This is a genomic window from Zhengella sedimenti (assembly GCF_046506625.1).
GTDB classification, from domain to species: domain Bacteria; phylum Pseudomonadota; class Alphaproteobacteria; order Rhizobiales; family Rhizobiaceae; genus Zhengella; species Zhengella sedimenti.
Genome location: NZ_JBKFFP010000008.1, coordinates 19,770 through 44,453, shown reverse-complemented (window position 1 = coordinate 44,453; position 24,684 = coordinate 19,770). Strand labels below are relative to the sequence as shown.

The 24,684-nt window shown below is 64.7% G+C and carries 10 protein-coding genes; 8 read left to right on the top strand and 2 right to left on the bottom strand.

Features of this window, described 5'->3' with window-relative positions:
- The first annotated feature begins 233 nt into the window (after positions 1–233).
- The gene (locus ACLB6G_RS18220) at positions 234–1,988 is read left to right on the top strand and encodes an adenylate/guanylate cyclase domain-containing protein (RefSeq protein WP_410357648.1); all 1,755 of its coding nucleotides are present in this window, start codon (positions 234–236) and stop codon (positions 1,986–1,988) included.
- 109 nt (positions 1,989–2,097) lie between these two features.
- Positions 2,098–6,309 (top strand): cytochrome P450, encoded by a 4,212-nt coding sequence (locus ACLB6G_RS18215; protein ID WP_410357647.1) that lies wholly within the window; start codon positions 2,098–2,100, stop codon positions 6,307–6,309.
- A gap of 13 nt (positions 6,310–6,322) precedes the next feature.
- On the opposite strand, the gene ACLB6G_RS18210 is transcribed toward ACLB6G_RS18215, so the two are convergent.
- Positions 6,323–6,976, bottom strand: coding sequence for a Crp/Fnr family transcriptional regulator (locus ACLB6G_RS18210; RefSeq protein WP_410357646.1), 654 nt, complete (start codon positions 6,974–6,976; stop codon positions 6,323–6,325).
- 315 nt (positions 6,977–7,291) lie between these two features.
- Here ACLB6G_RS18210 and ACLB6G_RS18205 point away from each other — a divergent pair, with 315 nt between their 5' ends.
- From ACLB6G_RS18205 to paaG, 5 genes are all read left to right on the top strand, one after another.
- The gene (locus ACLB6G_RS18205; protein WP_410357645.1) at positions 7,292–14,125 is read left to right on the top strand and encodes a DUF7507 domain-containing protein; all 6,834 of its coding nucleotides are present in this window, start codon (positions 7,292–7,294) and stop codon (positions 14,123–14,125) included.
- Between the two features lie 74 nt (positions 14,126–14,199).
- Entirely contained in the window at positions 14,200–15,141 is a 942-nt protein-coding gene (locus ACLB6G_RS18200) for a DUF7507 domain-containing protein (protein ID WP_410357644.1), read from the top strand.
- Positions 15,142–15,333: 192 nt separating this feature from the next.
- Complete coding sequence (locus ACLB6G_RS18195; protein WP_410357643.1) at positions 15,334–17,874, top strand: DUF7507 domain-containing protein; 2,541 nt, start codon at positions 15,334–15,336, stop codon at positions 17,872–17,874.
- 173 nt (positions 17,875–18,047) lie between these two features.
- Positions 18,048–21,476, top strand: a complete 3,429-nt coding sequence (locus tag ACLB6G_RS18190; protein WP_410357642.1) for a TonB-dependent receptor — start codon at positions 18,048–18,050, stop codon at positions 21,474–21,476.
- 104 nt (positions 21,477–21,580) lie between these two features.
- Positions 21,581–22,372, top strand: coding sequence for a 2-(1,2-epoxy-1,2-dihydrophenyl)acetyl-CoA isomerase PaaG (gene paaG, locus ACLB6G_RS18185; protein WP_410357641.1), 792 nt, complete (start codon positions 21,581–21,583; stop codon positions 22,370–22,372).
- A gap of 28 nt (positions 22,373–22,400) precedes the next feature.
- On the opposite strand, the gene ACLB6G_RS18180 is transcribed toward paaG, so the two are convergent.
- Positions 22,401–22,853: an SRPBCC family protein gene (locus tag ACLB6G_RS18180; RefSeq protein WP_410357640.1), complete on the bottom strand. Its 453-nt coding sequence runs from the start codon at positions 22,851–22,853 to the stop codon at positions 22,401–22,403.
- Positions 22,854–23,037: 184 nt separating this feature from the next.
- On the opposite strand from ACLB6G_RS18180, the gene pgi reads away from it, so the two are divergent.
- Entirely contained in the window at positions 23,038–24,681 is a 1,644-nt protein-coding gene (pgi, locus tag ACLB6G_RS18175; protein ID WP_410357639.1) for a glucose-6-phosphate isomerase, read from the top strand.
- Positions 24,682–24,684 lie beyond the last annotated feature (3 nt).

The window sequence follows — 24,684 nt, the reverse complement described above, 5'->3', positions numbered from 1 at the left end:
TTTCCATGACCGCGGCGCCTTGTCCAGTGTCCGGCGTGATCCGCCCTGCCTTGCCGTGCCGGGACGCGGCGCGGTGAAAGGGTGCCAAATACTTGACTTTGATATATAAGCGGGATGAATGAAGTGAGGGATCCACCGGTGAAGGGGCGCGACGTCGCGCCATCTCGCCCAGGCAGGCAGCGCGCGCTGCGGTCGCGGGTTCCCGACGACGATCGACCGGGCAGGGGCAATTGATGGGCGACCGCCAGTTCACGCGGCAGATGGCGACGGTTCTATCCATCGATGCTGTCGGCTATTCGCGGCTGATGGCGGAGGATGACGAAACCGCGCTCGATGCGTTTCATGAACGCTCTGCGCTCATCACCACGGTTTGCGAGCAGCATCGCGGGCGCATGTTCGGCAAGGCCGGCGACAGCCTGATGGCCGAGTTCGGCAATCCCGTCGACGCCGTTCGCGCCGCCGTCGATTTCCAGGCAAGGCTTGAGGAACTGAACGCGGCAGCGCCGGACAATCGCCGGATGGCGTTCCGCGTCGGCATCAACACCGGTGACGTGATCGTCGATGGCGACCTTCTTTTCGGTCATGACGTCAACATCGCCGCGCGTTTGCAGGAACGGGCGCCTGCCAACGGTGTCGTCATCTCCCAGACGACCTTCATCCAGGTCGCTGGCAAGACCGGCTTCGAGATGGCATCGCTCGGCAGCCAGCAATTGAAGAACATCCGTGAGGCGGTGCCCGCCTTCGCGGTGGCAAGGCCCGGTGAGGCAATGGCCGGCGCGGCGGTCACCTCGGGCGCGCGCGAGGTGGTGCGGTCCGAAGGGCCTCCGGCGGTAACCGTCCTGCCGTTCCGCAACCAGAGCGGGGACGCCGATCTAGACTATCTCGGCGATGCCCTGGCCGAGGACCTGATCTTCGGCCTTTCCAATCTGCGCTGGCTTCCGGTGATTTCCCACGCGTCGAGCCAGCAGTTCGATGCCGACGATGTCAGTCCGCGCGATGCCGCCCGGTCGCTCGGCGCGCGTTATGTCGTTTACGGCAAGCTGACGCGGTCGGCTGAAAACCTGCGGCTCATGGTTCTCCTGGAGGATACCGAAACCCAGCGCGTCCTGCTGTCTCGCCGTTTCGACCGCACCGCGGCATTGGTGCGCGAACTGCAGGATGCCGCCGGGTCCGAACTCGTCGCCATCCTGTCGGGCGAACTGGACCGGGCAGAGCAGCGGCGAACCTTCCAGCTTCCCTGGGAGGACATGGAGACCTGGCAACTCGTCGCGCGCGGCCGCTTCCACATGGCACGCAGAACCAGCGCCGACACGAAACTGGCGCATGACTATTTCCTGCGCGCCTACGAACACGAGCCCGCATCCTCCAACGTGCTCAGCGAACTGGCCTGGTGGCATTTCTGGCAGGGTTTCGTCACCATGAGCGAGGAGCATTTCCGGAAGGTCATCGACCTGTGCCAGAAGGCGCTCTTCATGGACAGCCAGGATGCCCGTCCGCATGCCTTTCTCGGCCTCACCGACATCATGTTGCGCAGGCCGGAACAGGCGCGCAATCACCTTGCCGCCGCGATTCGCATCAATCCCAGTTTCGCCTTTGCCGCCTCGGGCTACGGCAGCGCGCTGTCGCTGCTCGGCAACCATCGCGAGGGCCTCGAATGGCTGCGCAAGGCCGAACGGCTGAGCCCGTTCGATCTCTACCAGTTCCACAATCTCGGCGAGATCGCGGCTGCGCATTTCGCCCTCGGCGAAGACCGGGAAACCGCCGAAGAGGCCCTCAGGTCGCTCAGCCTGTCGCCGGGCTACTGGTATGCCCGCATGCTTCTGGTCGGTTCGCTGGCGCGCCTGGGCCGCCTGGACGAGGCCCGCGAACACAGGGCGATCCTGTTCGACCGCTATCCCGGTTTCACGCCGGCCCGCATCGAGTGGATCCCCTTCGCGGACCGGGCCGTCAACCGGGCCATGGCGGAGGCCTGGGAGCTTTCCGCCTGAACGGGGACGGTATCGGGACGGACCTGTCTGTGAGCTTCTTCACAGACACTGGCCTTGCGCCGCCCTTAGCTGAATGCAGGGGTGGCCAACCCTTGGGGGCTGCGGACAGATGAAATATTTCGAGGCGATCCGCGAGGCGCAACGCAACGGGAAACCGGCTGCCGAACTGCCTCCCTTCGACATGAGCCGGCTGGAAACCCGGAGCCTGACAGGCCGGCTGGTCTCGCGTTTCCTGGAAAATCCGCGCTGGGCGCTGCGGTTGCTGCGCAGGTTCTGGCCCGTCGCCCGCATCGGCCCGGTCACCGTGGTCACGCGCCATGCCGACGTGATCGACGTGCTGGAGCGCCAGGACGAGTTCCAGACGCCCTTCGGCCCGGAAATGGCGGAAATGGCGCTCGGCTGCAATTTCATCCTCGGCATGCAGGACGGACCGGAATACCGGCAGATGAAGGCGGCCTGCCTCAAGGCCTTTCCGCCCGAAGAGGTCGAGCAGGTGGTCCGCCCCGTCTGCGCCCGGCTTGCCGGCGATGTGATGCAGCGCGCCGAACCCGGGTTCAACGCCGTTCATGACCTGTTGAAGATCGTTCCCGTCCGGATCTGCCGCGACTATTTCGGGCTCGTGATCGACGATGAGGAGCGTTTCGCCGACTGGTCGATCGCGCTTTCCTCCCTGTTCTTCGCCGATTACTTCGGCAACCGGGCAGTGCGCGAACTCGCCGTTGTCGCCGCCGATGGCATGAACCGGACGATTGCCGCCTCGATCGCGGAGGTCAGGCAGGGCCGTGGCCGGCCGGACACGCCGCTCGCGAGACTCGTTGCCCTTCATGAGGCCAATCCGGCGCGCCTGCCGGAAGAGGCCATCCATTCCATCATGATGGGCATGGTGTCGGGCTTCGTTCCGACCGACCTGCTGGCCGGCGGCAATTGCCTCGACGTGATCCTCTCGCGCCGCGAGGCGCAGTCGGCGCTGGAAGAGGCGGTTGCCGCGCGCGACGACAAGCTCGTGGATGCCGTGATCATCGAGGCCATGCGCTTCAAGCCGATCAATATCGGGCCGCTTCGCCACTGCCCGCGCGATGCGGTGATCGCGCCGGGCACGCCGCGCGAACGGGTGGTCAAGGCCGGGTCCATGGTCATGCCGGCGACGTTTTCCGCCATGTTCGATGCCGGCGCCGTGGACGACCCGGAGGAGTTCCGGCCCGGCCGCGATGCCGGTTCCTATCTCGTCTTCGGCCACGGCATCCACTGGTGCATCGGTTCGCGGATCGCCCGCGTCCAGATCGCCGAATGCCTCAAGGTCCTTTTCGCGCGCGACAATGTCCGGCGCATGCCGGGCCGGGCCGGGCGGCTCGTTCGGCGCGGTGCCTTTCCCCGTGCCCTGCATGTCGGTTTCGATCGCCCGGCGGCCGACCGCCTCGCCACCCAGACCATGGCCACGGTCGTCGTGCCGGTTGCACCGGGAACGCCGCTTGGCCCTCTGCGCGCCATGGCGGATGGCCTCGGCAATCCCGCCCGCGAGGACGTGGCGGCCGCCCTCGACGACACCGGGATCGTTCATTTCATGAGCCTTGCCGTCATCTGCAAGGCCGACGAGGCCGGGGAAACGCCGCAGGACAAGGCGCATCTCGTGCTGGAACTGTCCGCTGACGGCCCGCTGGACCGGATTTTGGAAAAACTCGCGGTCGCGAGCGAGGCTTTCCTCCGCCCGGTCTTCGAGGCCGCCGGTGCGCTTGGTCGCGGCGAGGATTTCCAGGCATTCCTGCGGCGCCACCACGTCCCGGTCGGGCCGTTTCCCGGAACGGCGTCCGGCCTTGTCTTCTCCGGCACGCCGGGCCATTCCGTGCGCCGCATCCGCGACGAGGCGCGTCTTTACGACACGGTCGAGGGCATGGTCCGTTCGATCACGGGAAGCAGCGCGGGCGATGCCTTGCAGATCATCGGCGAGGTTCGCCGGCGCCTGTCGGAAACCGCAGGCTTCTCATGGGCCCTGCGGCCTGCCGATTCGCTTCTGGAGCAGAAGGCGCCGGGCACCTGGTCGAAAGCGCTGCTGGGCGCCTCCGAGCCGCGCCGCGCCATCGTCGTCTTCCTGTTCCTTGCCGCCATCGGCACCGCGCTCAATTACGCTCTGGTGTTCGGCGCGCCGGGTTCGTTGGCATCCTTGGGTGCCGCGCTCAAGCTGGTCTCCTCCCTCGTGGCGGCGGCCGTGGTTGCCGTGCTCGGCCTTGCCATCATCCTGGCCCTTGCCGGCCTTGCCCTGTCGGTCGCGCTCAACCGTGCCGAGGCGCGCGACATGCCATCGGATGAACTGCCGCCCTTTCCCCGCTACGAGGCCGTTGTCGAACGCGAGAACCGGCTGGGAACGCAGAACCACCTGACCGGGCTGTCGGTCATGAAGGCCGGATGGTTGCGCCGCCTGGCGCTGCGGGTGTCCTTCTTCATCATCCGCTTCGCCGCCGTCTACGTCTTCCGGCCCGGCTATCTCGGCGGCATCAACACCATCCATTTCGCCCGCTGGGTGCTCCTGCCGGGAACGGACCGTCTGGTCTTCTTCTCCAACTATGGCGGCTCATGGGAAAGCTATCTGGAGGATTTCATCACCAAGGCCCATTACGGGCTGACCGGCGTATGGAGCAACACGCTGGGCTTCCCGCGCAGCCGCAACCTGTTCCGCGACGGCGCCAGCGACGGCGACCGCTTCAAGCGCTGGGCCCGCAACCAGCAGATCCCCACGCTGTTCTGGTACTGCGCCTATCCGGGTCTCGACACCCGCCGCATCCGCGTCAACTCGGCCATTCGCCAGGGGCTGGTCCATGCCGATACCGGGCAGGAGGCGCGCGACTGGCTGGCCAATTTCGGCTCGATCCCGCGTCCGGATGGCGTTCTGGAAACGCACGAGATCCAGTCGCTGATGTTCGGCCCCATGGGCCGGCTCGCCCATGGCCGCGCGCTCGCCTTCATGATCCCCGATGAGGCGCCGCGCGCCGGGCGCAAGGCCTTCCTCGAAATGCTGCTGGCCGGAACCCGCTTCGGTGACCGCCTGCCCGAGGGCGAGGCCGTGATCTGCGCCTTCGGCCCCGCCGGGCTCGAAAGGCTGGGCCTGGAACCGGGGGTGGGCGGGGAACCGCTTGCCGCCTTTCCGCCCGCCTTCCGCCAGAACATGGACCATCCCTCCCGCGCCCGCATCCTCGACGATGCCGGTCCAAACGCGCCGGGCGAATGGGAATGGGGCGACGCGCGGGCGCGTGCCGATGTGCTCCTCCTGCTGTATGCGGAAGACGAGGCCCGGCTTTCGGCGCTTTTGCGCCGCCATGACGAGGCCGCCCGCGATGCCGGGCTGTTGAAGACATGCGACGTTGCATTGGCCATCGACAGGCGCGATGGCCAGGCCGTGGAGCCCTTCGGTTTCGCCGACGGAATCTCGCAGCCGGTGATCGAAGGCACACCGCGCGCCCGCGCCATGAACAGCGATCCGATGCACCGGGTCGCGGCTGGCGAATTCATCCTCGGCTACCGCGACCAGCGCGGCCATGTGCCGCCGGCGATTGTGATCCCGCCATCCCGCGATCCCGGCTGCATCCTGCCTGTGGCGATGGAGCCTGCCGGCGCGCGCGATCCGGGCCCCGGCCTGCCGCGCGACTTCGGACGCAATGGCAGTTTTCTCGTCGTCCGCCACCTCGCGCAGGATGTCGAGGGTTTCGACGGCTATTGCCGCGAAGCTGCCGCAGGCCTTCGCCATACGAACGCCATGCCGGAAGCCACGCCGGAATGGGTGGCCGCCAAGATGATGGGCCGCTGGCAGAACGGCTCGTCGCTGGTGCGCAACCCGCATGCGCCCGGCGAGGAAGGCCGCGAACCGGACAACGGTTTCCGCTTCGGCCCGGAAGACCCCCAGGGCCTGCATTGCCCGCTGGGCAGCCACATCCGCCGGTCCAATCCGCGCGATTCGCTGGGCCTCGACCGCGAGACGATGATCGATATCGGCAAGCGGCACCGCATCCTGCGGGTGGGACGCAATTACCGCCGCCCGCACCAGGACGGCGGCGAGGAGCGCGGCCTGTTCTTCATGTGCCTGAATGCCGACATCGAGCGCCAGTTCGAGTTCGTCCAGCAGACCTGGATCTCGGCGCCGCTGTTCCATGGCCTGATGCGCGAGAAGGACCCTGTCATCGGCCGGCAGGACGCAGGCGCGCGCTTTACCATCCCGACCCTTTCGGGCGGGATCGCCCTGCCTCCGCTGCCCTCCTTCGTCAGCCTGCGCGGCGGCGGCTATTTCTTCATGCCGTCGCGCAGCGCGCTGGCCTGGATGGCATCGCGCCTGTGATGCGCCCTTGATGTCAGGTGTCCGCGCAATCGCCCGCCAGCCTTTGCAGCCGCGCCGCGTCGGCGATCTTCACCGCGCCGCGCCTGAGGTTGACGAGACCGCCGCGCATCCATTCCTTCAGCGTCTTGTTGACGGATTCGCGGGTGGCGCCGAGCCGTTCGGCAAGGTCCGATTGCGAGAACGGAATCCAGCCTTCGGTATCGGCGAGTTGGGCGCTGAGCGCGAGCAGGCGCTTGGCGAGCCGGGCGTCGATGTTGAGCAGCGCCTGGTCGCCCAGATCGCCGCTCACGCGGCGCAAGCGGTCGCAAAGCAGGCGGATCATGGCGGCCGCGATGGCCGGATGCTGTTGCATGCGTTCGAAAAGGCGTGCGCGTGAGATCGACAGCACCTCGCAGTCGGTGAGGCAGGTCGCCGCCGCCGTGCGCCGGCCGCCATCCAGCGTCGCGATCTCGCCGATCAGGCCGGACCTCTGGACATTGACCACCAGCTTGCGCCCGGACAGCGAGTAAATGCTGATCTCGACGCTGCCAGAAACCAGCCCGTAGAGCCGGTGGGCCTGATCGTCCTGCTGGAAGATGTTCTGACCGGCGGCCAGCGACTCTCGCTGCGCGCCTTCGAAAAGGACTGCAAAGAGCTCTGGATCGAGCCTGTCTTCGCTGATTTGCATGATTCCCGCCGCTCCCGCTTGCCCTCCGGCGCGCCGCGCCGGACAATTGCCCGCATCCGCAATCCTACGAAAAGGCGGTGCGGCAAGGCAACGGCCTGCAGCGGCAAAGCGACCAGGAAGGGAGCGTGGAACGGAATGCACGCCTTGATTTGCAAACCTTCATGGAATGAACACCATGTTGCGCGCCATGGCCTATGCAGCGGGATTCACCATGCTACAAATGAGATGTGTGCATTTTTGATTCGCTGTGAAACCGGGGGCGTTTCCGTGGCGGTTGATGGTATTTGCCGGTGCCTTGAGCGCCGGCATCAAGTCTTGCGATTGATCGCGGCAATGCTGGTCTGCCTGATGGCGGGTCTGGCAACAGTCGCGCATGCCCAGACGGTCGACACCGATGGTGACGGCGTTTCCGATGTGGTCGACATCGATGACGACAATGACGGGCTGAACGATGTTGTCGAGGGCAGTGCAGATGCCGATGGCGACGGGCTGCCCAACCATCGCGATCTCGATTCAGACAATGACGGCATCCCGGACAATGTCGAATGGCAGACGACGGCCGCGTATTTGGCTCCGGCAGGAACTGATGCTGACGGCGACGGACTGGACGATGCCTATCGTGTTCACCTGGCGGCATATGGGCCCCTCGTTGCCTATGATTTCGAGAATGGCACGGCGAATGTGACAGGTGCCGGGCCGTCATTGACCCTCCAGGGCGGCGCCTCAGTCGTGGCGGGTGAGGGGCGTGACGGTTCCGCCGCCCTCGTCTTCGATGGCGTGAACGACCATGGCGTTTTCGATTCGATGCTGGACTTCACTGCAAGCCAGGAGTTTTCCTTCACTGCCTGGGTTCGCTGGGATGCCAACAACCACTGGAGTCGTGTTTTCGATTTCGGAGGGGGGCGGGACAACAACAATCTCTTTATCGCAAACTATGTGGGCCTGGGCGAAATGGCGGTCGGGCTATATAGCGGCAGCGTTAGTCAAGGCTATCTGGCCAGGGCCGAGAGTATTGAAGCCGGAACCGATACATGGGTTCATTATGCCGTCACGCTCTCTTCTGGCGGTTTGAGAGTCTACAAGAACGGCGTGTTGGTCGACAGTAATCTCAGCGTAATTCTTCCTGATTTTGCCGCATGGACAAGACTGTATCTGGGCCGATCCAATTGGGCATCAGATGCTTATTTCGAAGGCGCAATGGATGATATCGCGGTTTTCGATCGGGAATTGAGTGCGGCGGAGGTGGCGAACCTTTTTGAAGCCGGCAATCGCGCGGTGGATACCGATGGCGACGGCACGCCGGACTACCTTGATACCGACAGTGACAATGACGGCGTGTCCGACGCGGCCGAAAGCGGGTTCACGCTGTCAGGCGCCTACGGTTCGAACGGTCTCGACAGCGGCGCGGAAGCGTTGGATGGCTATGCCGATGTGAATGGACTGGCGCATGACGGGACGTCTTTTGCCCTTCTGGATGCCGATGGCGATACCGCGGCCAACGGCTCGAATGCAGCGCCGCGGGCGACGGACTTCAGCTACCGCGACAATGCGGAAGGAATGGACCTCGTCACCGTCAAGACGTTGCAATCGGCGGATTCGACCCCGGCTGTGGGCGACACGGTCACCTTCCGCATCACGGTGACCAATGCGACCGCCGGCGCCACGGCGACGAACGTTGCGCTGACTGACCAGTTGCCCGCCGGGCTGACCTATGTCTCGTCCACGGCGAGCGCCGGCAGCTATGACGAGACGACCGGTGTCTGGACCATCGGCGATGTGGCCAATGGCACGCCGGTGACGCTGGACATTTCCGCCACGGTCGATGCCGGGCAGGCAGGCCAGACGATCACCAACACCACGACGGCCGCCACCGGCGACCAGACCGATCCGGGCACCACGGGCGACGACCTGGAAGAGGCGGTAGCGGCAGTTGTCGTCGCGCCGAACACGAGCCCTTTCTCGTGTGACGGTAATCCCTATCAGGTCGTCAATGGCGAGCTTGTCATATTCAACCCGCTCACATCGCGATATGATTCCGTCACGGCATCGCTTGGTTCCTTCAACAATATCAATGGCGTTGGCTTCAATATCAATGACAACTACGCTTACGCCACCACCGAGGGCAACCAGCTTGTCCGGATAGGCTCGACAGGCCCGGCACAACTGCTCGGATCGGCCACGTTCTCGCCCGCCGGAGACATGGATTCCTCCAACGGCCTCTGGACGCGGGAAACGAAGACGAAATTCACCCGTATCGATGTCAAGACCCTCCAGACCACGAGTTTGACCCTCAGCGGCAATTTCGATCCCGGCGACATGGTCCTGGTGACGAACGGAGGCACGCAATATGCCTTCGGCGTTCACGAGCGTCAGCTTTACCGCGTCAATCTGGCGACGGGCGCCCTTGCCCGCCTCGCACTGTCCGGCCCGATCAACAACGGATCCTACGGCGCCATCTGGCTCGACAGCACTGGCCGCGTTCTCACCTTCAACAATGATACCGGCGACATTTTCGAGCTGTTCGATATTTTCGGTTCCTCTCCGTCAGTGGTTCTCCGGACGCAGACCGGGCAGGTCAGCAACATGAACGACGGGTTCTCCTGCCCGCAGGCGCCCTTCCCGAACCTCGCGCCGCTGGCCCGCGACGATGCCTTTGCGCGCGCCTGGGATGCCAGCCTCACCGGCGAGGACCTCTTTGCTGACAATGGCAACGGCATTGACGAGGACCCCGAAGCCCTCGGTGTGACGGTGACGCAGGTCAACGGCGATGCCGCCAATGTCGGCACGCAGATCACGCTCGCTTCCGGCGCACTGCTGACCGTCAATGCGGCCGGGACCTTCGACTACGATCCGAACGGCTACTACGGCAAGACCGACAGCTTCACCTACCGGATATCCGACGCCGCCGGCCTGACGGCCACCGCCACGGCCACCATCACGGTCAACGAGGACGTCTACGACCTCGTCACCGTCAAGACGCTGCAATCGGCGGATTCGACCCCGGCGGTGGGCGATACGGTCACCTTCCGCATCACGGTGACCAATGCGACTGCCGGCGCCACGGCGACGAACGTTGCGCTTACCGACCAGCTGCCCGCCGGGCTGACTTACGACAGTCACACCGCGAGCGCCGGCAGCTATGACGAGACGACCGGTGTCTGGACCATCGGCGATGTGGCCAATGGCACGCCGGTGACGCTGGACATTTCCGCCACGGTCGATGGCGGGCAGGCAGGCCAGACGATCACCAACACCACGACGGCGGCCGCCGGCAACCAGACCGATCCGGGCACCACGGGAGATGACCTGGAGGAGGCGGCAACGGTCGACGCGGTGCCGGCGCCTCTGCCGTCCATGCAGCCCTTTACCTGCGACGGATCGCCGTACCAGATCGTTTCCGGCGTTCTCCGCCAGTTTGATCCCATCACGTCGACCTATTCCGATATCAACGCGGGCCTGGGTGGCGGCAACATCAACGGTGCTGGCTTCAACGTCAACGACAACTATGCCTACGGAACCGCCAACGGCAATCTCTACAGGTTCGGCCCATCAGGCTCAGCCCAGATCATCGGCAGCGCCGCCAGCGCCAATTCCGGTGACATGGACGATTCCAACGGCCTTTGGATCAAACCGAGTCCCGATAAGCTCACCCGCATCGACGTGACAACTCTGCAAGAGACCGAGTTGCCGCTCGATTCTCCGCTCTTCGGAACGGATATTGTGGTGACACAGGTTGGCGGCGTCCGCTACGCGATTTCGGTGCGCGACAACATCATCTATCGCGCCAACTTGTCGACCGGCAATGTGACCACGGCGCCTATTGGCGGTGCCATCGGTACCGGCAGCTACGGCGCGCTCTGGACGGACAGCACCGGGCGCCTGCTGGCCTATCTGAATGATCCAGGAGACATCTATGAGATCAAGGATTATCTGTCTGCATCCCCGACTGGCATTCTGAGGGCGCGCACAGGTCAAATCAACAACGCCAATGACGGCTTTTCCTGTCCGCTCGCAGCCTTTCCGAACCTCAGGCCCGTGGCTTCAGCAGATGCCTTTGCCCGTTCGTGGGCGGACAGCGTGTCCGGTAATCTCCTGGATGACAATGGCGACGGTGCGGATAGCGATCCCGAGGACCTGGAACTCGTTGTCGATCGGGTCAACGGCGATGCCGCCAGTATCGGCACGCAGATCTCACTTGCGTCGGGTGCGCTGCTGACTGTCAATGCGGACGGGACCTTTAACTACGATCCGAACGGCTACTACGGCAAGTCAGACAGCTTTACCTATCGGATTGCCGACCCTTCCGGCCTGACTGATACGGCCACGGCCACCATCACGGTCAACGAGGACGTCTACGACCTCGTCACCGTCAAGACGCTGCAATCGGCGGATTCGACCCCGGCGGTGGGCGATACGGTCACCTTCCGCATCACGGTGACCAATGCGACTGCCGGCGCCACGGCGACGAACGTTGCGCTGACCGACCAGCTGCCCGCCGGGCTGACTTACGACAGTCACACCGCGAGCGCCGGCAGCTATGACGAGACGACCGGTGTCTGGACCATCGGCGATGTGGCCAATGGCACGCCGGTCACGCTGGACATTTCCGCCACGGTCGATGCCGGGCAGGCAAGTCGGACAATCACCAACACCACGACGGCCGCCGCCGGCGACCAGACCGATCCGGGCACTACGGGAGATGACCTGGAAGAGGCGATCGTCGTGGAGAGCCTGCCCGCGTCCGGAACACCCTACTGCACAGGCGTGAATCTCTCGGCCAACGGTTCATTTGAAAACACCGTCATGGCAGGCAAAAATCAGAGGCTCCCCGACACAAATGTGGCGGAATGGACCAGCACCGAGGGAGTTATCGAATTTTGGCAGACCGTATTTCAAGGCAAGTCCGCCTATACCGGCAGCCAGTTCATCGAGATGGCTGCCAATACAACCGGCGGCACACTTACGCATGCAATCACTACGATCCAGCCGCGGGCAGAACTGAGGATTTATTGGGCACATCAGGGCCGAGTAGGTGATGATACGGCGCGTCTTGCCGTGTCCGACAACGGTGGCTCGACAACAGTTTACGGCAACTTCACCACTGGTCCGTCCGGCTGGGTTCTTCGCGGAACCACGCATGTCGCTGATGCCGCGGCGACCAGCGCAACGCTCGATTTCACGACCATCGCAGGTGCTGGCGGAGCCGGGGAGGGCAATCTGCTCGACGGCGTCGAGGTGTGCCAGACCTACGTGACGCTGACCAAGGCCGAAGGGACCCGCACGGATGTCGACGGCTCCGGCAGCAACAGCGCGGGCGACACCATCAGCTACACCTTCACCATCGCCAACCCGGCCGGTAACGAAGCGCCCCTGTCCGCCGTGCAGATTGTCGACGACAAGATCGGCACTGTGCCGGTTTCCGCACCAGACAGCGGCGACACCAACGGTAATGGCCAGCTCGATCCTGGAGAGACCTGGATCGTGACGGCCGACTATACGCTGGTGCAGGCTGATGTGGACACCGGAAACGTCACCAGCACGGCCCATGCCGAGGGCAATACCGGCTTGAACACGATCCGTTCAGGGGACGCGCAGGTCACCGCTACGCTCAATAACCTTGTCGCCAACGACGACGACTTTTCTGCCACGCCGATCGACAGCGAGACCGGCGGCACCACGGCGACCGTTTTCACCAACGACTTCTTCGGCGGAGTGGCCTTCGATCCAGCCGATGTCACGGCCACCATCACCAATCTCGACGGGATGGCCGGCGCGGTGATCAATGCGGATGGCACGATCACCGTGCCGCGCCTGCGAACAGCGCGTACCTACAATTTCCGCTACCAGATCTGTCTCGTTTCCGATCCCGCCGTCTGCGATACGGCAATCGCCACCGTCACCTTGTCCATGCCCGCGGTCACCGGCGTGGCGGCCTGTACCGGCACGAACCTGGCCACCAATGGCGGCATGGAAGACCCTGTCTATACCGATGATCCGCCCGATTTCCACAACACCGCGACGCTGCCCGGCTGGACGCAGTCCGGCGGCGGATTCGAGGTCTGGCAAACGGGTTTCAACGGCGTTCCTGCCCATACCGGCACACAATTGGCCGAAATGGGCAACAACATGGTGCAGGGTCCGCACGCCATCCAGCCCAGGGCTGAGGTTCGCGTCCACTGGGCCCATCGTGGCCGCGCGGGGGACGATACGGCCAGCCTGCTGATCAGCGACAACAGCGGTGGCCAGACGGATTTCGGCAACTTCACCTCCGGCCGGTTGGCCTGGCAGACCTATACGGCGACGCATGTGGCTGGCCCTTCGGCCGGCACGATCTCGGCCAGCTTCACAGGGGTTGCCACGACCGGCGGAAATCTCGGCAACGGCAACCTGTTCGACAGCGTCGAGATCTGCCAGACTTATGTGACGCTTGCCAAGGTGGAAGGCGCGCGCAGCGATGCCGACAATTCCGGCCATGACAGCGCGGGCGACACCATCAGCTACACCTTCACCATTGCCAATCCGGCCGGCAATGCCGCCGCGCTGACATCGGTGCAGATTGTCGATGACAAGATCGGCACGGTCACGGTTACGTCGCCGGACAGCGGCGATACGAATGCCAATGGCCAGCTCGATCCCGGCGAGACCTGGATCGTGACGGCGGATTACACGCTGGTGCAGGCGGACATCGAGGCCGGTGAGGTGACCAACACGGCTTATGCCGAGGGCAATACCGGCCTGAACCCGATCCGCTCGGACGATGCGCAAGTCACGGCGACATTGACGCAGCAGCCGGAACTGACGCTGGTGAAAAGCCATGTCTTCGTGACCGATGGCAATGGCGACGGGCAGGCCGGAGCGGGGGATGTGATCCGCTATTCCTACGCGGTGACCAATACCGGAAACACGGTCGTCAACAACGTGCAGGTGACCGACACCACGAACGGGACCGATCCGGCCTTCCTCGGTGGCAACAATCCGGGAAGCCCGGTCACTGTCTCCCTGACCAATGACGGCGGCGCGGCGGCGGGCGATTCGACCGATGCCGACGGCGCGGGACCAACATGGGATGTGCTGGCACCCGGCGACACCATCACGTTCACGGCGGACTACACGGTCCGAGTGCAGGATATCGAAACGCTTCAGAACTAGGAGGAGCGGCAATGATCAAGACCTTTTTGGGTGCGGCACCGGGCCTGTCCGGTATTGATGAGGGAAAACTGACCATGAATGCTGACAGAATCTGCATGACTCGAGGAAAGGGCCGGTTTGCCGTGGCATTCCTGCTCGCCACGGCTTCGGCTTCGCCTGCATGGGCGACGCTCGACAACACCGCGACCGTCAACGGTACGCTGCCGAACGGGAATCCCGTCTATAGCACCGGGTCCGAACCGTCCGATACGGTTCAGGTGAATGTCGAGGCTTCGACCCCGGAGTTCACGGTTACCAAGTCGGTCGTCGGCATATCGGTCGACCAAGGCAATGATGCCGACAGCATCGACGGTGGTGATGTTGTGACATACCGCGTTGTCGTGGCCAACAGTGGCAATGTCTCGCTCACCAACGTCGGGCTGGCGGATCCGGGACCGGCATTCGACGGCAATGCCCTGACCGGGACGGTACCTGTGGTTCCGACCACGCCGACGAGCGCGACCGAACCGGCGGCACCCAACCTGACGCCCGGGAATTCCTGGACATATGAATTCACCTACACGCTTACCCAGGAAGACGTTGACAATGCAGCCGGCATCACGGACGCCGTCGCCAACACTCTGACCTCTGTGTCCGCGCAAGACGTCAACGGCAATGCCGCGACGCAGAACGCGGCATCCGTCCTGACCGTGGCAACGACGATTCCGCTAGAACCCGGCCTGCAACTCACCAAGATCGCGACACGCGGTGACGGGGTTTCGGATGATGGCGGCACCACGCCCTACGCGATCGGCGACGTGATCACCTATGAGTTCGAAGTAGAGAACGTCGGCAACGTCACGGTCACCAACATCGACGTGACGGAAACGGCCTTCGAGGGCGGCACTGCGGTGACGATAACCTGCCCGGGCTTCACGGTCCAGGCGAACCGTATCGACACGCTGGCGCCGGGCGGGACGGTGACATGCTCCGGTACCTATACGGTGACGGAATCCGACGTCCTGAACGACGACTGAGTCTGAAACCTGCCGGAGCGGTCAACGGCCGCTCCGGCGTCCTCCGGCTCTGCAAGCCCATTTTCCATGGCAGACGACGTGGCGAGATCGATGCGAAAGAACAACGGAGCCTTCAGGCGTCTTGCGTCCAGAAGCCTTCTGGCATGCCTCCTGGCATTTGGCCCGGCATCGACGAATACTGCCACGGCAGCCATGTCCAACACGGCCCAGGCAAGGGGCGAACTGCCCGGCGGTTCGCCGGTGACGAGCCAGACATCGACAGTCGATGTCCAGCTTGTCGCGCCACGCCCGGGTCTTGACCTGCAAAAAACCGCCACGGTGGATGATGGCGGCGACGGCCGGCTCGATGCCGGCGATGTCGTCACTTATGCCTTTGTCCTGCGCAATACCGGCAACGTGACGCTCATCGATATCGCGATCGATGACCCGCTGGACGGGATCGAGGTGACGGGCGCTCCGGTCGCCAGCCTTGCGCCGGGTGCAACCGATACGTCGGTGACCGCGCGATATGTTCTCACCCAGGCGGATATCGACAGGGGATCGCTCTCGAACCAGGCCAAGGCCGTCGCCTACCTCCCCGACCGGAGCGACAGCGTCACTGCCGGTTCCGACGATGACAACGGCGCGACCGATGGCAATGGCGACGGCGACCCCGGCAACGACCCGACAGTGGTTTCGATCACGGGCGCCCCGGCAATGATCGTGGAAAAGACCGGAAAGACGGCCGACTACACAGCCATTGGCGACACGGTCGAATTCGAGATAACGATCACCAATACCGGCAACCAGACACTCCAATCCGTCACACCGGTCGATGCGGCCGCGCAGACCCTTGCCTGCCCGTCCGGAATTCCGGTTGCCGTCATGGAGCCCGGCGCGGAAGAGACCTGTACGGCGACACATGTCGTCACCCGCGAAAACATGGAAACCGGGAGCGTCACCGATACCGTCGAGGTCACCGCCCGCACGCCGTCCGGCGCGGTGCTCGGCCCGGTCTCCGACACGGCCGAGATCGGTGTGAGCAGGGCCACCGTCACGGGCTATGTCTATCGCGATGTGGATGGTGACGGCCGCTTCGATCCGCGATACGACAGCGCGCTTCCCGATTACACGGTTGATCTTGTTGATGCGTCCGGCAAGGTGATCATGTCGGTGAAAACGGGGCAGGACGGTGCGTATCGCATGACGGGTGTCCTGCCGGCCGACGGCTATTCCCTCGTGTTCCGTGATCCCGGCGGCAAGGTCATCGGCGGCATGGATGAACTGAGCGTGGCGCCCGGCGGCAATATCATAGACCAGAACATGCCGATTGATCCTTCCGGCGTGGTTTATGATTCCGTCAGCGGCGCGCCGGTTGCCGGCGCCCTCGTCACCATGACGAATGCTGCCGGAACGCCATTGCCCGCGGCCTGTTTCGTCGATCCTGCCCAGCAGGACACCATAACGGGCCCGGATGGCGCCTACCGGTTCGATATCTTCCCGGGCCGCGATGCGCTCTGCCCGGCCAATGAGACGGAATACCGCATCACCGTGCGTGCGCCTGCCGGCTATGCGTCCGCACCCTCTTCCACGCATCCGCCCCTCCCGGGCCCGCTGGATGTGACCGCATGCGTGTTCGACGCGACGCCGGGCGGCACCTGCGAGCCGGCGGCGCAGGCCGTGCCGCCGGCCGGAGCCGCGACGCTGCCCTACATTCTGGCCTTCCTGCTGGAACCCGGCGATCGCAATGTCATCCACAACCACATCCCGCTTGATCCCTTCGCGGCGACGGGGAATGTTTCGATCACCAAGGTCGCGGGTCAGCAGACGATCCGCCGCGGGGAGCGGGTGTCCTATACGATCCGTGTCGCGAACCGGTCGACCGATGATGCGGGCCAGGTCCGCATCGTGGACCGGACGCCGCCGGGATTTGCCTATGTGGCCAATTCGGCATCAGTGAACGGATCGCCTGCATCGCCGGCCGTGACCGCCGCGCGCATCGATTTCGGATTGCTCCCGCTCGGTCCGGACGCAACCATCGAGGTGACGCTGACCTTGCAGTCGCTGGCTTCGGCGGGTCCAGGCGCATATGTCAATCGCGCCGATGTCAGCGACCCGGGCGGCGTGCCGCTGGCGCCGACGGCGACGGCGACGGTCGAACTCACGGCAGAGCCGGTCTTCGATTGTTCCGACGTCATCGGCAAGGTCTTTGCGGATACGAATGGCAATGGCTACCAGGACGCCGGAGAAAAGGGGCTGGCCGGTGTCCGGCTGGCCACCGTTCGCGGCGTCCTGATCACCACGGACAGTCAGGGACGTTTCCATGTTCCCTGCGCCGACATGCCGGATCAGGACATCGGATCGAATTTCATTCTCAAGCTCGACGACAGGACGTTGCCGGCCGGCTACCGGCTGACGACGGAGAACCCGCGTGTCGTGCGGCTGACGCCGGGCAAGATGGTGGAGATGAACTTCGGCGCCGCCGCAGGCCGGCCGATCCGGCTCGATCTGAATGACGAGGCCTTCGCGGCCGGCAGCGAACGCCTGGCGCCACGCTGGCAGGCTGGCATGGAAAGGCTCATCGGTATCCTCAAGGGCGAATATTCCTATCTGACGATTGTCTACCGGACGTCGGAGGAAAGGGCGCTGGCAAGCGAGCGGATGAAGGCCCTTCAGGCGGAAATCCGGAAACGCTGGCGTGAAGCGGGGGCACCCTATGAACTTGAAATCGACATTCGCCGGGAAAGGAACTGAACCGGCAAAACGACCGGAATCGAACTCCTTAACGGCGATTTAACCCTGCCGGTTTAGGATAATGGGCAAATGACCAGTGTGCGGGTCGAAATATGGATGTGTGTGTTCGGGGGCGGGGGCTCCCCCGGCGGTCGCTGTCTTTACTGGCAGCGGTAAGCCTCACAGTATTGGCAATGGCGCTGCCCGTCGCGGCGGAGGATGATCCCTTCGTCATCACGGTGGGCGACAACGGTGCCATGGAGAAGTCGGGGCCAAAAGCGCCGGACGCTTCCGCGCGCGCCGTCGACGTGAAAGTGAACTTCGACGGGCTTTCGGTCGAACCGCGCCTCAATGTCTCCACCCAGCCGGTCCGCAGTTCTTTTCAGGCCGGCGAAACGGTCCGCTTCCTCGCCACCGCCAATTATCCCGCCTTCATCGAGCGTGGCGAGATCATCATCACCGGGATCGATGATGCCGGGCGCCGCGAGCGCGCGGCGACCATTCCCGTCGCGCCGAACGATACGGCCGGATGGGTCATGCCGGTCTACGGGCCTGGCCGCTATGAATATGTCTTCCGCGTCCATGACACGGCGGGGCGCTTCGATGAAACGGAGCCGCTGACGCTCAGCCGGACCAGCCGTGACACGGGCGCGGAAGCGAAGGACGCATCTGCGCCGGGTATGGGCGAAGACCGCACTGCGCGGCGCAACATCCGGGTGCATGGCGGTGCGATAACCGTGAGCGGCGAGCACGCACCGGCAAGCAGCGCCGTGGCGGTGATGGGCGAACGTGTGCCGGTGGACGGTGACGGCCGCTTCGTGGTGCAGCGCATCGTTCCGGCGGGCGAACACACGGTCTCCGTTGAGATTCCGCGCGCCAATGGCAAGTCGGTCTTCATCGAGCGCGATGTGTCCATTCCGGCGAGTGACTGGTTCTATGTCGGCCTTGCGGACCTGACCGTCGGACGCCGCTTTGGCGATGCCGGAATCGAGTCGGTCAGGGATGGCGAATTCGACAAGATCTATACGCGCGGACGTCTGGCCTTCTACCTGAAAGGCAAGGTCAGGGGCGATTACCTCCTCACCGCGGCGGCCGACACCGGGGAGGGCAAGCTGTCGACCCTGTTCAAGGGGCTGGACGAGAAGGATGCGCGCTCCGTCCTGCGCCGTCTCGACCCGGACGACTACTATCCGGTCTATGGCGACGGTTCGACCTATACCGAGGACGCACCGACCCAGGGCAAGTTCTACGTCCGGCTCGAACGCGGCGACAGCCATGTCATGTGGGGCAACTACCGCACCGCGATCGGGCACACGACCTTTCTGGCCAACAGCCGCGCCCTCTATGGGGCGCAGGCGCATTACCGCTCCGGCGACACGACCGCTTTCGGCGAACGCAAGACCGACATCATGGTCTACGCCGCCCAGCCCGGCACCCTGCCGCAGCGCGAGGAATTGCGCGGCACTGGCGGCTCGTCCTTCTTCCTGAAGCGCCAGGACATCACCACCGGTTCGGAAACGGTGACCGCGGAGGTCCGCGACCCGGTGACCGGCGTGGTGCGGGAACGCAAGCGCCTCGTCGAGGGCACGGACTACGACATCGACTACATCCAGGGCGTCCTGATCCTGCGCCGGCCGCTTCCGTCGATTACCGGCACCGCCGATCCCGTGCGCACGTCCGCCAATGGCGGGGACAATGTCTGGCTCGTGGTAACCTACGAATACACCCCTGCGGCGGCCGACCTTGACGGCTATGCCTATGGCGGGCGCGCCGAGCGCTGGCTGGGCGAGCATGTCCGCATCGGCGCGACCGGCATGAGCGAGACAACCGGAACCGCCGACCAGCAGGCCGCGGGCGCGGACATCCTGCTGCGCAAGTCCGACCGCACCTGGCTGGAAGCCGAAATCGCCACCTCCCGCGGTCCGGGTTTCGGCTCCACCGTGTCCACCGATGGCGGTCTGACCTCGTCTGACGAGACAGCGTCAGGCAATCGCAACGTCACGGCGCTGGCATGGCGGGTGAAGGGCGAGGCCGCGCTGGAGGAACTCACGGATGGCTCGGTGAAAGGCACGCTCGGCGGCTATTACGAGGAGCGCCAGGGCGGGTTCCAGACGCTTGGTTACAATACCGGTGTCGACGAGCGGATCTGGGGCGCCCATGCGGAGGTCGTGGTGACCGACCGGCTTTCCGTCGGCGCCCGCTATGACGAACGTGCCGATGACAATGGCCGGCGCGAGCGCGAGGGTCAGGCCACGATGACCCTCCGGCCGGACGAAGGCTGGAAGGTGGCGCTGGGACTCGCCTATACCGAAATGGCCAATCCGGCCGTGACCACCTTTGGCTACAATGGCGAACGCCTGGTGGCAGGGCTTCGCGTCGAACGGGCCTTCAGCGGTGATCTGACCGTTTACGGCTTCGGACAGGCCACGCTGCTGCGCCGCGGTTCGATCCGCGCCAATGACCGGGCCGGTCTGGGCGCAAGCTGGCGGTTGTCCGACCGGATAACCCTGACCGGTGAGGCATCCTATGGCACGACGGGATGGGGCGCGCTCGGCACCATCGGCTACGATCCCGATGCCGATACGCGCTATTATGTCGGCTACCGCCTGGACCCCGACCGGTCCTGGAGCCAGAGCGGCTCGATCCTGCAGGGCACGGACCAGGGAACCATCGTCGCTGGCATGCGCCGCAAGCTGTCCGATGAACTTTCGGTCTTCACCGAATCGAACCTCGATCTTTTCGGCCGCAACCGGTCCCTGGGACAGACCTACGGGGTGACATACCAGCCGACGAAGGCATGGACACTGACCGGCGGCTTCGAAAGCGGCCAGATCCGTGACGACCGCATCGTGAACGGCGCCAAGGCATCCGACTTCGACCGCTTCGCCGTGTCCGCTGCTGCGACCTACCGCAATGACGAGGACGGACTCACCGCGCGCATGCGCGGCGAATTCCGAAGCGAACGCTCCACCGACGGCACCCGCGACGCCGATACCTGGGGCGGCGGCGTCAAGATCGGCTGGAAGCCGGACGAGGCCTTGACCCTGCAGGCCGGCGCCGATGTCCTGTTCTCCAACGCGCCGGGATCGAGCATCCGCGACGGCGAGTATGCCGAAGCCTCCATTGCCGCCGCCTACCGGCCGGTCGACAACGACCGCTTCAACATGCTGTTCAAGTACACCTTCCTCCACGACCTGCCCGGCCCGTCACAGGTGAACGCCGCTGGCGATCTGGCGGGTCCCGCCCAGCAGAGCCACATCCTGTCGGCAGACGGCAATTACGACATCAACCGATGGCTCACCGTGGGGGCGAAATACGGCATGCGTCTCGGCCGCAGCCAGGACCGCCTGACGAAGATCTGGTCGAAGGCGGATGCCCATCTCGGCATCCTGCGCGCCGACATTCATGTCGTGAAGAAGTGGGACATCCTCTTCGAAGGCCGCGCCTTGCACCTGCCCGGATCCGGGACGACGGATTACGGCTTCCTGGCCGCCGCCTACCGGCATGTCGGTGACAATTTCAAGCTCGGCGTGGGCTACAATTTCGGGCGCTTCACCGACGACCTGCGCGACCTCACGCTCGACGACCAGGGCGCCTTCATCAACATGGTCGGCAAGTTCTGACTTGACCTTGCCCGGTTCGTGTGACGACATCGGCGCAACACGCGCCGGTCCCGTAACGGTTTATCCGGTCCCGTGACAACAGGACGATCCCGAGGGAGGATTTCATGGCGGAGCAAACTGTGCTCAGCGAGCGCAAGGATGGCTATACGGTCATCACGCTGAACAGGCCGGACAAGCTGAATGCGTTCAATGTCGCGCAGCACGAACAACTCAAGTCGGCGCTTTCCGAGTGCCAGGCCGATGCCGCGTGCCGCGCGGTCCTGCTCACCGGCGCCGGGCGCGGGTTCTGCGCCGGTCAGGATCTCGCGGACCGCGATTCCGACGTGCTGGGCGACGATCCGGACCTCGGAGCCGCAATAGAGGCGTATTACAATCCGCTGGTCCGCCAGATCAGGGCGCTGGACATGCCGGTCATCTGCGCGGTCAATGGCGTGGCCGCCGGCGCCGGCGCGAACATCGCGCTGGCCTGCGACATCGTGCTGGCCGCGAAATCGGCACGCTTCATCCAGGCTTTCGCGAAGATCGCCCTTGTGCCCGATTCCGGCGGCACGTTCTGGCTCACCCGTTTTCTCGGCGAGCCGCGCGCAAAGGCGCTGGCGCTGACAGCCGAACCCCTGCCGGCGGAGAAGGCGGCCGAATGGGGCCTGATCTGGAAGGCCGTCGACGATGCCGCGCTGATGGACGAGGCGCATGCCCTGTGCGCAAGCCTCGCCGCCGGACCGACCCGCGCCCTCGCTCTCACGAAGCAGGCAATCCAGGCGGCCGCGACCAATTCCCTCGACGCGCAGCTGGACCTCGAACGCGAATGTCAGCGCGAGGCGGGCCGCGCCGGCGATTACCGCGAAGGCGTGCAGGCTTTCCTCCAGAAACGCCCGGCCAATTTTTCCGGGCGCTGAAGGGCGTCCAGCCGGACAGCGGCGGGCGTTATCCCGCCGTGATCCGTTCGTTGAGATTGGAGAAGAACTGGCCTGCCAGTTTCTTGGTGGTCGAGACGATCAGGCGGCTTCCCATCTGGGCGATCTTGCCGCCGACATCGGCCTTGGCGACATAGGAAAGCAGCGTGCCGCCCTCGCCGTCCTCTTCCAGCTTGACGTCGGCGCCGCCCTTGGCGAAGCCGGCGATGCCGCCCTTGCCCTCGCCCTGGATGGTGTAGGAGTGGGGCGGCTGGAGATTGACGAGTTCGACCTCGCCGTTGAACCGCGCCTTGATCGGTCCGATCTTGAGCGCGACAACCGCTTCCATCTCCGTCTCGGATTTCTTGTCGAGCGACTCGCAGCCAGGAATGCACTCACGCAGGATGTCGGGATCGTTGAGCGCTTCCCACACGGTCTGCACCGGCGCCGCGATGCGCTCCTGCCCTTCCAGTTCGACGGCCATGGCCAATTTCCTCCCGTTCGAGATAAGCTGCATTCGAGCTAAGCCATGCCGGCGCGCTTGTCCATGGCACCAAAGTCCGCCCCTGCCTTTGGTTCAAGGAATGACTTCAATCGGTTTAAGAAGATGTTATGGTGCGCATGGCGGTCTTGTGTCCGGACCGGTGGCTGATCAGGAGACATGAACCGTGGATGAAACCCGCTTTGCCGAAGCCAGCGCCGCGCTGGCCCGTCATGCCGAACGGCTTTCGGCCATGAACCTGCGTGACGCTTTCGCCGCCGATCCGGACCGGTTCTCCCGTTTCAGCCTTGCATTCGATGATCTTCTACTCGACTGGTCGAAAAGCCGGATCGACGGGCCGGCCATGCAAGCCTTGTTCGATGCCGCACGCGCCGCCGGCCTGGAAGCCCTGCGCGATGCCATGTTCGCCGGACAGCCCGTCAACAACACCGAAGGCCGTGCCGTGCTCCATGTCGCCCTGCGCGGCGCGCCGGATGACGGATACACGGCCGGTGGCCGCGATGTGATGGCCGATGTCCATGGCGTCCTGGATGCGATGGCCGGGTTTGCCAGTGCGTTGCGCACCGGCAGGCTGACCGGCGCCACGGGCAGGCCGTTCACCGATATCGTCAACATCGGCATTGGCGGTTCCGATCTCGGCCCGGTCATGGTCACCCGTGCGCTTGCGCCATACCACGACGGGCCGCGCCTGCATTATGTGTCCAATGTCGACGGCGCCCACATGGCCGACACGCTGAAGGGGCTCGACGCGGAAACGACGCTGTTCATCATAGCCTCCAAGACCTTCACCACCGTCGAGACGATGACCAATGCCGCCACGGCCCGCCAATGGGTTGCCAACGCCCTGGGCGAAGAGGCCGTGGGCGCGCATTTCACCGCCGTATCGACCGCGCTCGACAAGGTCGCCGCCTTCGGTATCGATGCCGCCCGCGTCTTCGGTTTCTGGGACTGGGTCGGCGGCCGATATTCGGTCTGGTCGGCCATCGGCCTTCCGGTCATGATCGCCATCGGCCCGGAAAACTTCCGTGCCTTCCTGGCCGGGGCGCGCGCCATGGATATCCATTTCCGCTCGGCGCCGCTGGAGGCCAACATGCCGGCCATCCTCGGCCTTGTCGGCTACTGGAACCGCCGCGCCTGCGGCTGGCCCACCCGCGCCGTCATCCCCTATGACCAGCGCCTTGAGCGCCTGCCGGCCTATCTCCAGCAACTCGACATGGAATCCAACGGCAAGGGCGTGACCCGTGACGGCGATCCCGTCGACGGCGTCACCGGACCCGTCGTCTGGGGCGAGCCGGGCACGAATGGCCAGCATGCCTTTTTCCAGCTCATCCATCAGGGCACGGATGTCATTCCCGTCGAGTTCATCCTCGCCGCCGTTCCCCATGAGAGCGACAGCGGCGAGCACCATCCCCTGCTGGCCGCCAATTGCCTCGCGCAGGCCGAGGCCCTCATGCGCGGGCGCACCTTTGCCGAAGCCCTTGGGCAGGCGAAGGCGAAGGGGCTGGAAGGTGAAGAGGCGGAGTTCCTTGCCCGCCACCGCACCTTCCCGGGCAACCGGCCCTCCGTCACCATCCTGTACCGCCAGTTGACGCCCTTCGCGCTCGGCCGGCTGATCGCGCTCTACGAGCATCGTGTCTTCGTCGAGGCGGCGCTGTTCGGCATCAATGCCTATGACCAGTGGGGCGTGGAACTGGGCAAGGAACTGGCCACCGCGCTGCTGCCTGTTGTGAAGGGCGAGGCCCCGGCAAGCGGCCGCGATTCCTCCACCGCCGGCCTGGTCGAAGCGCTGGCCCGGCTGCGCGGGGACTGATCC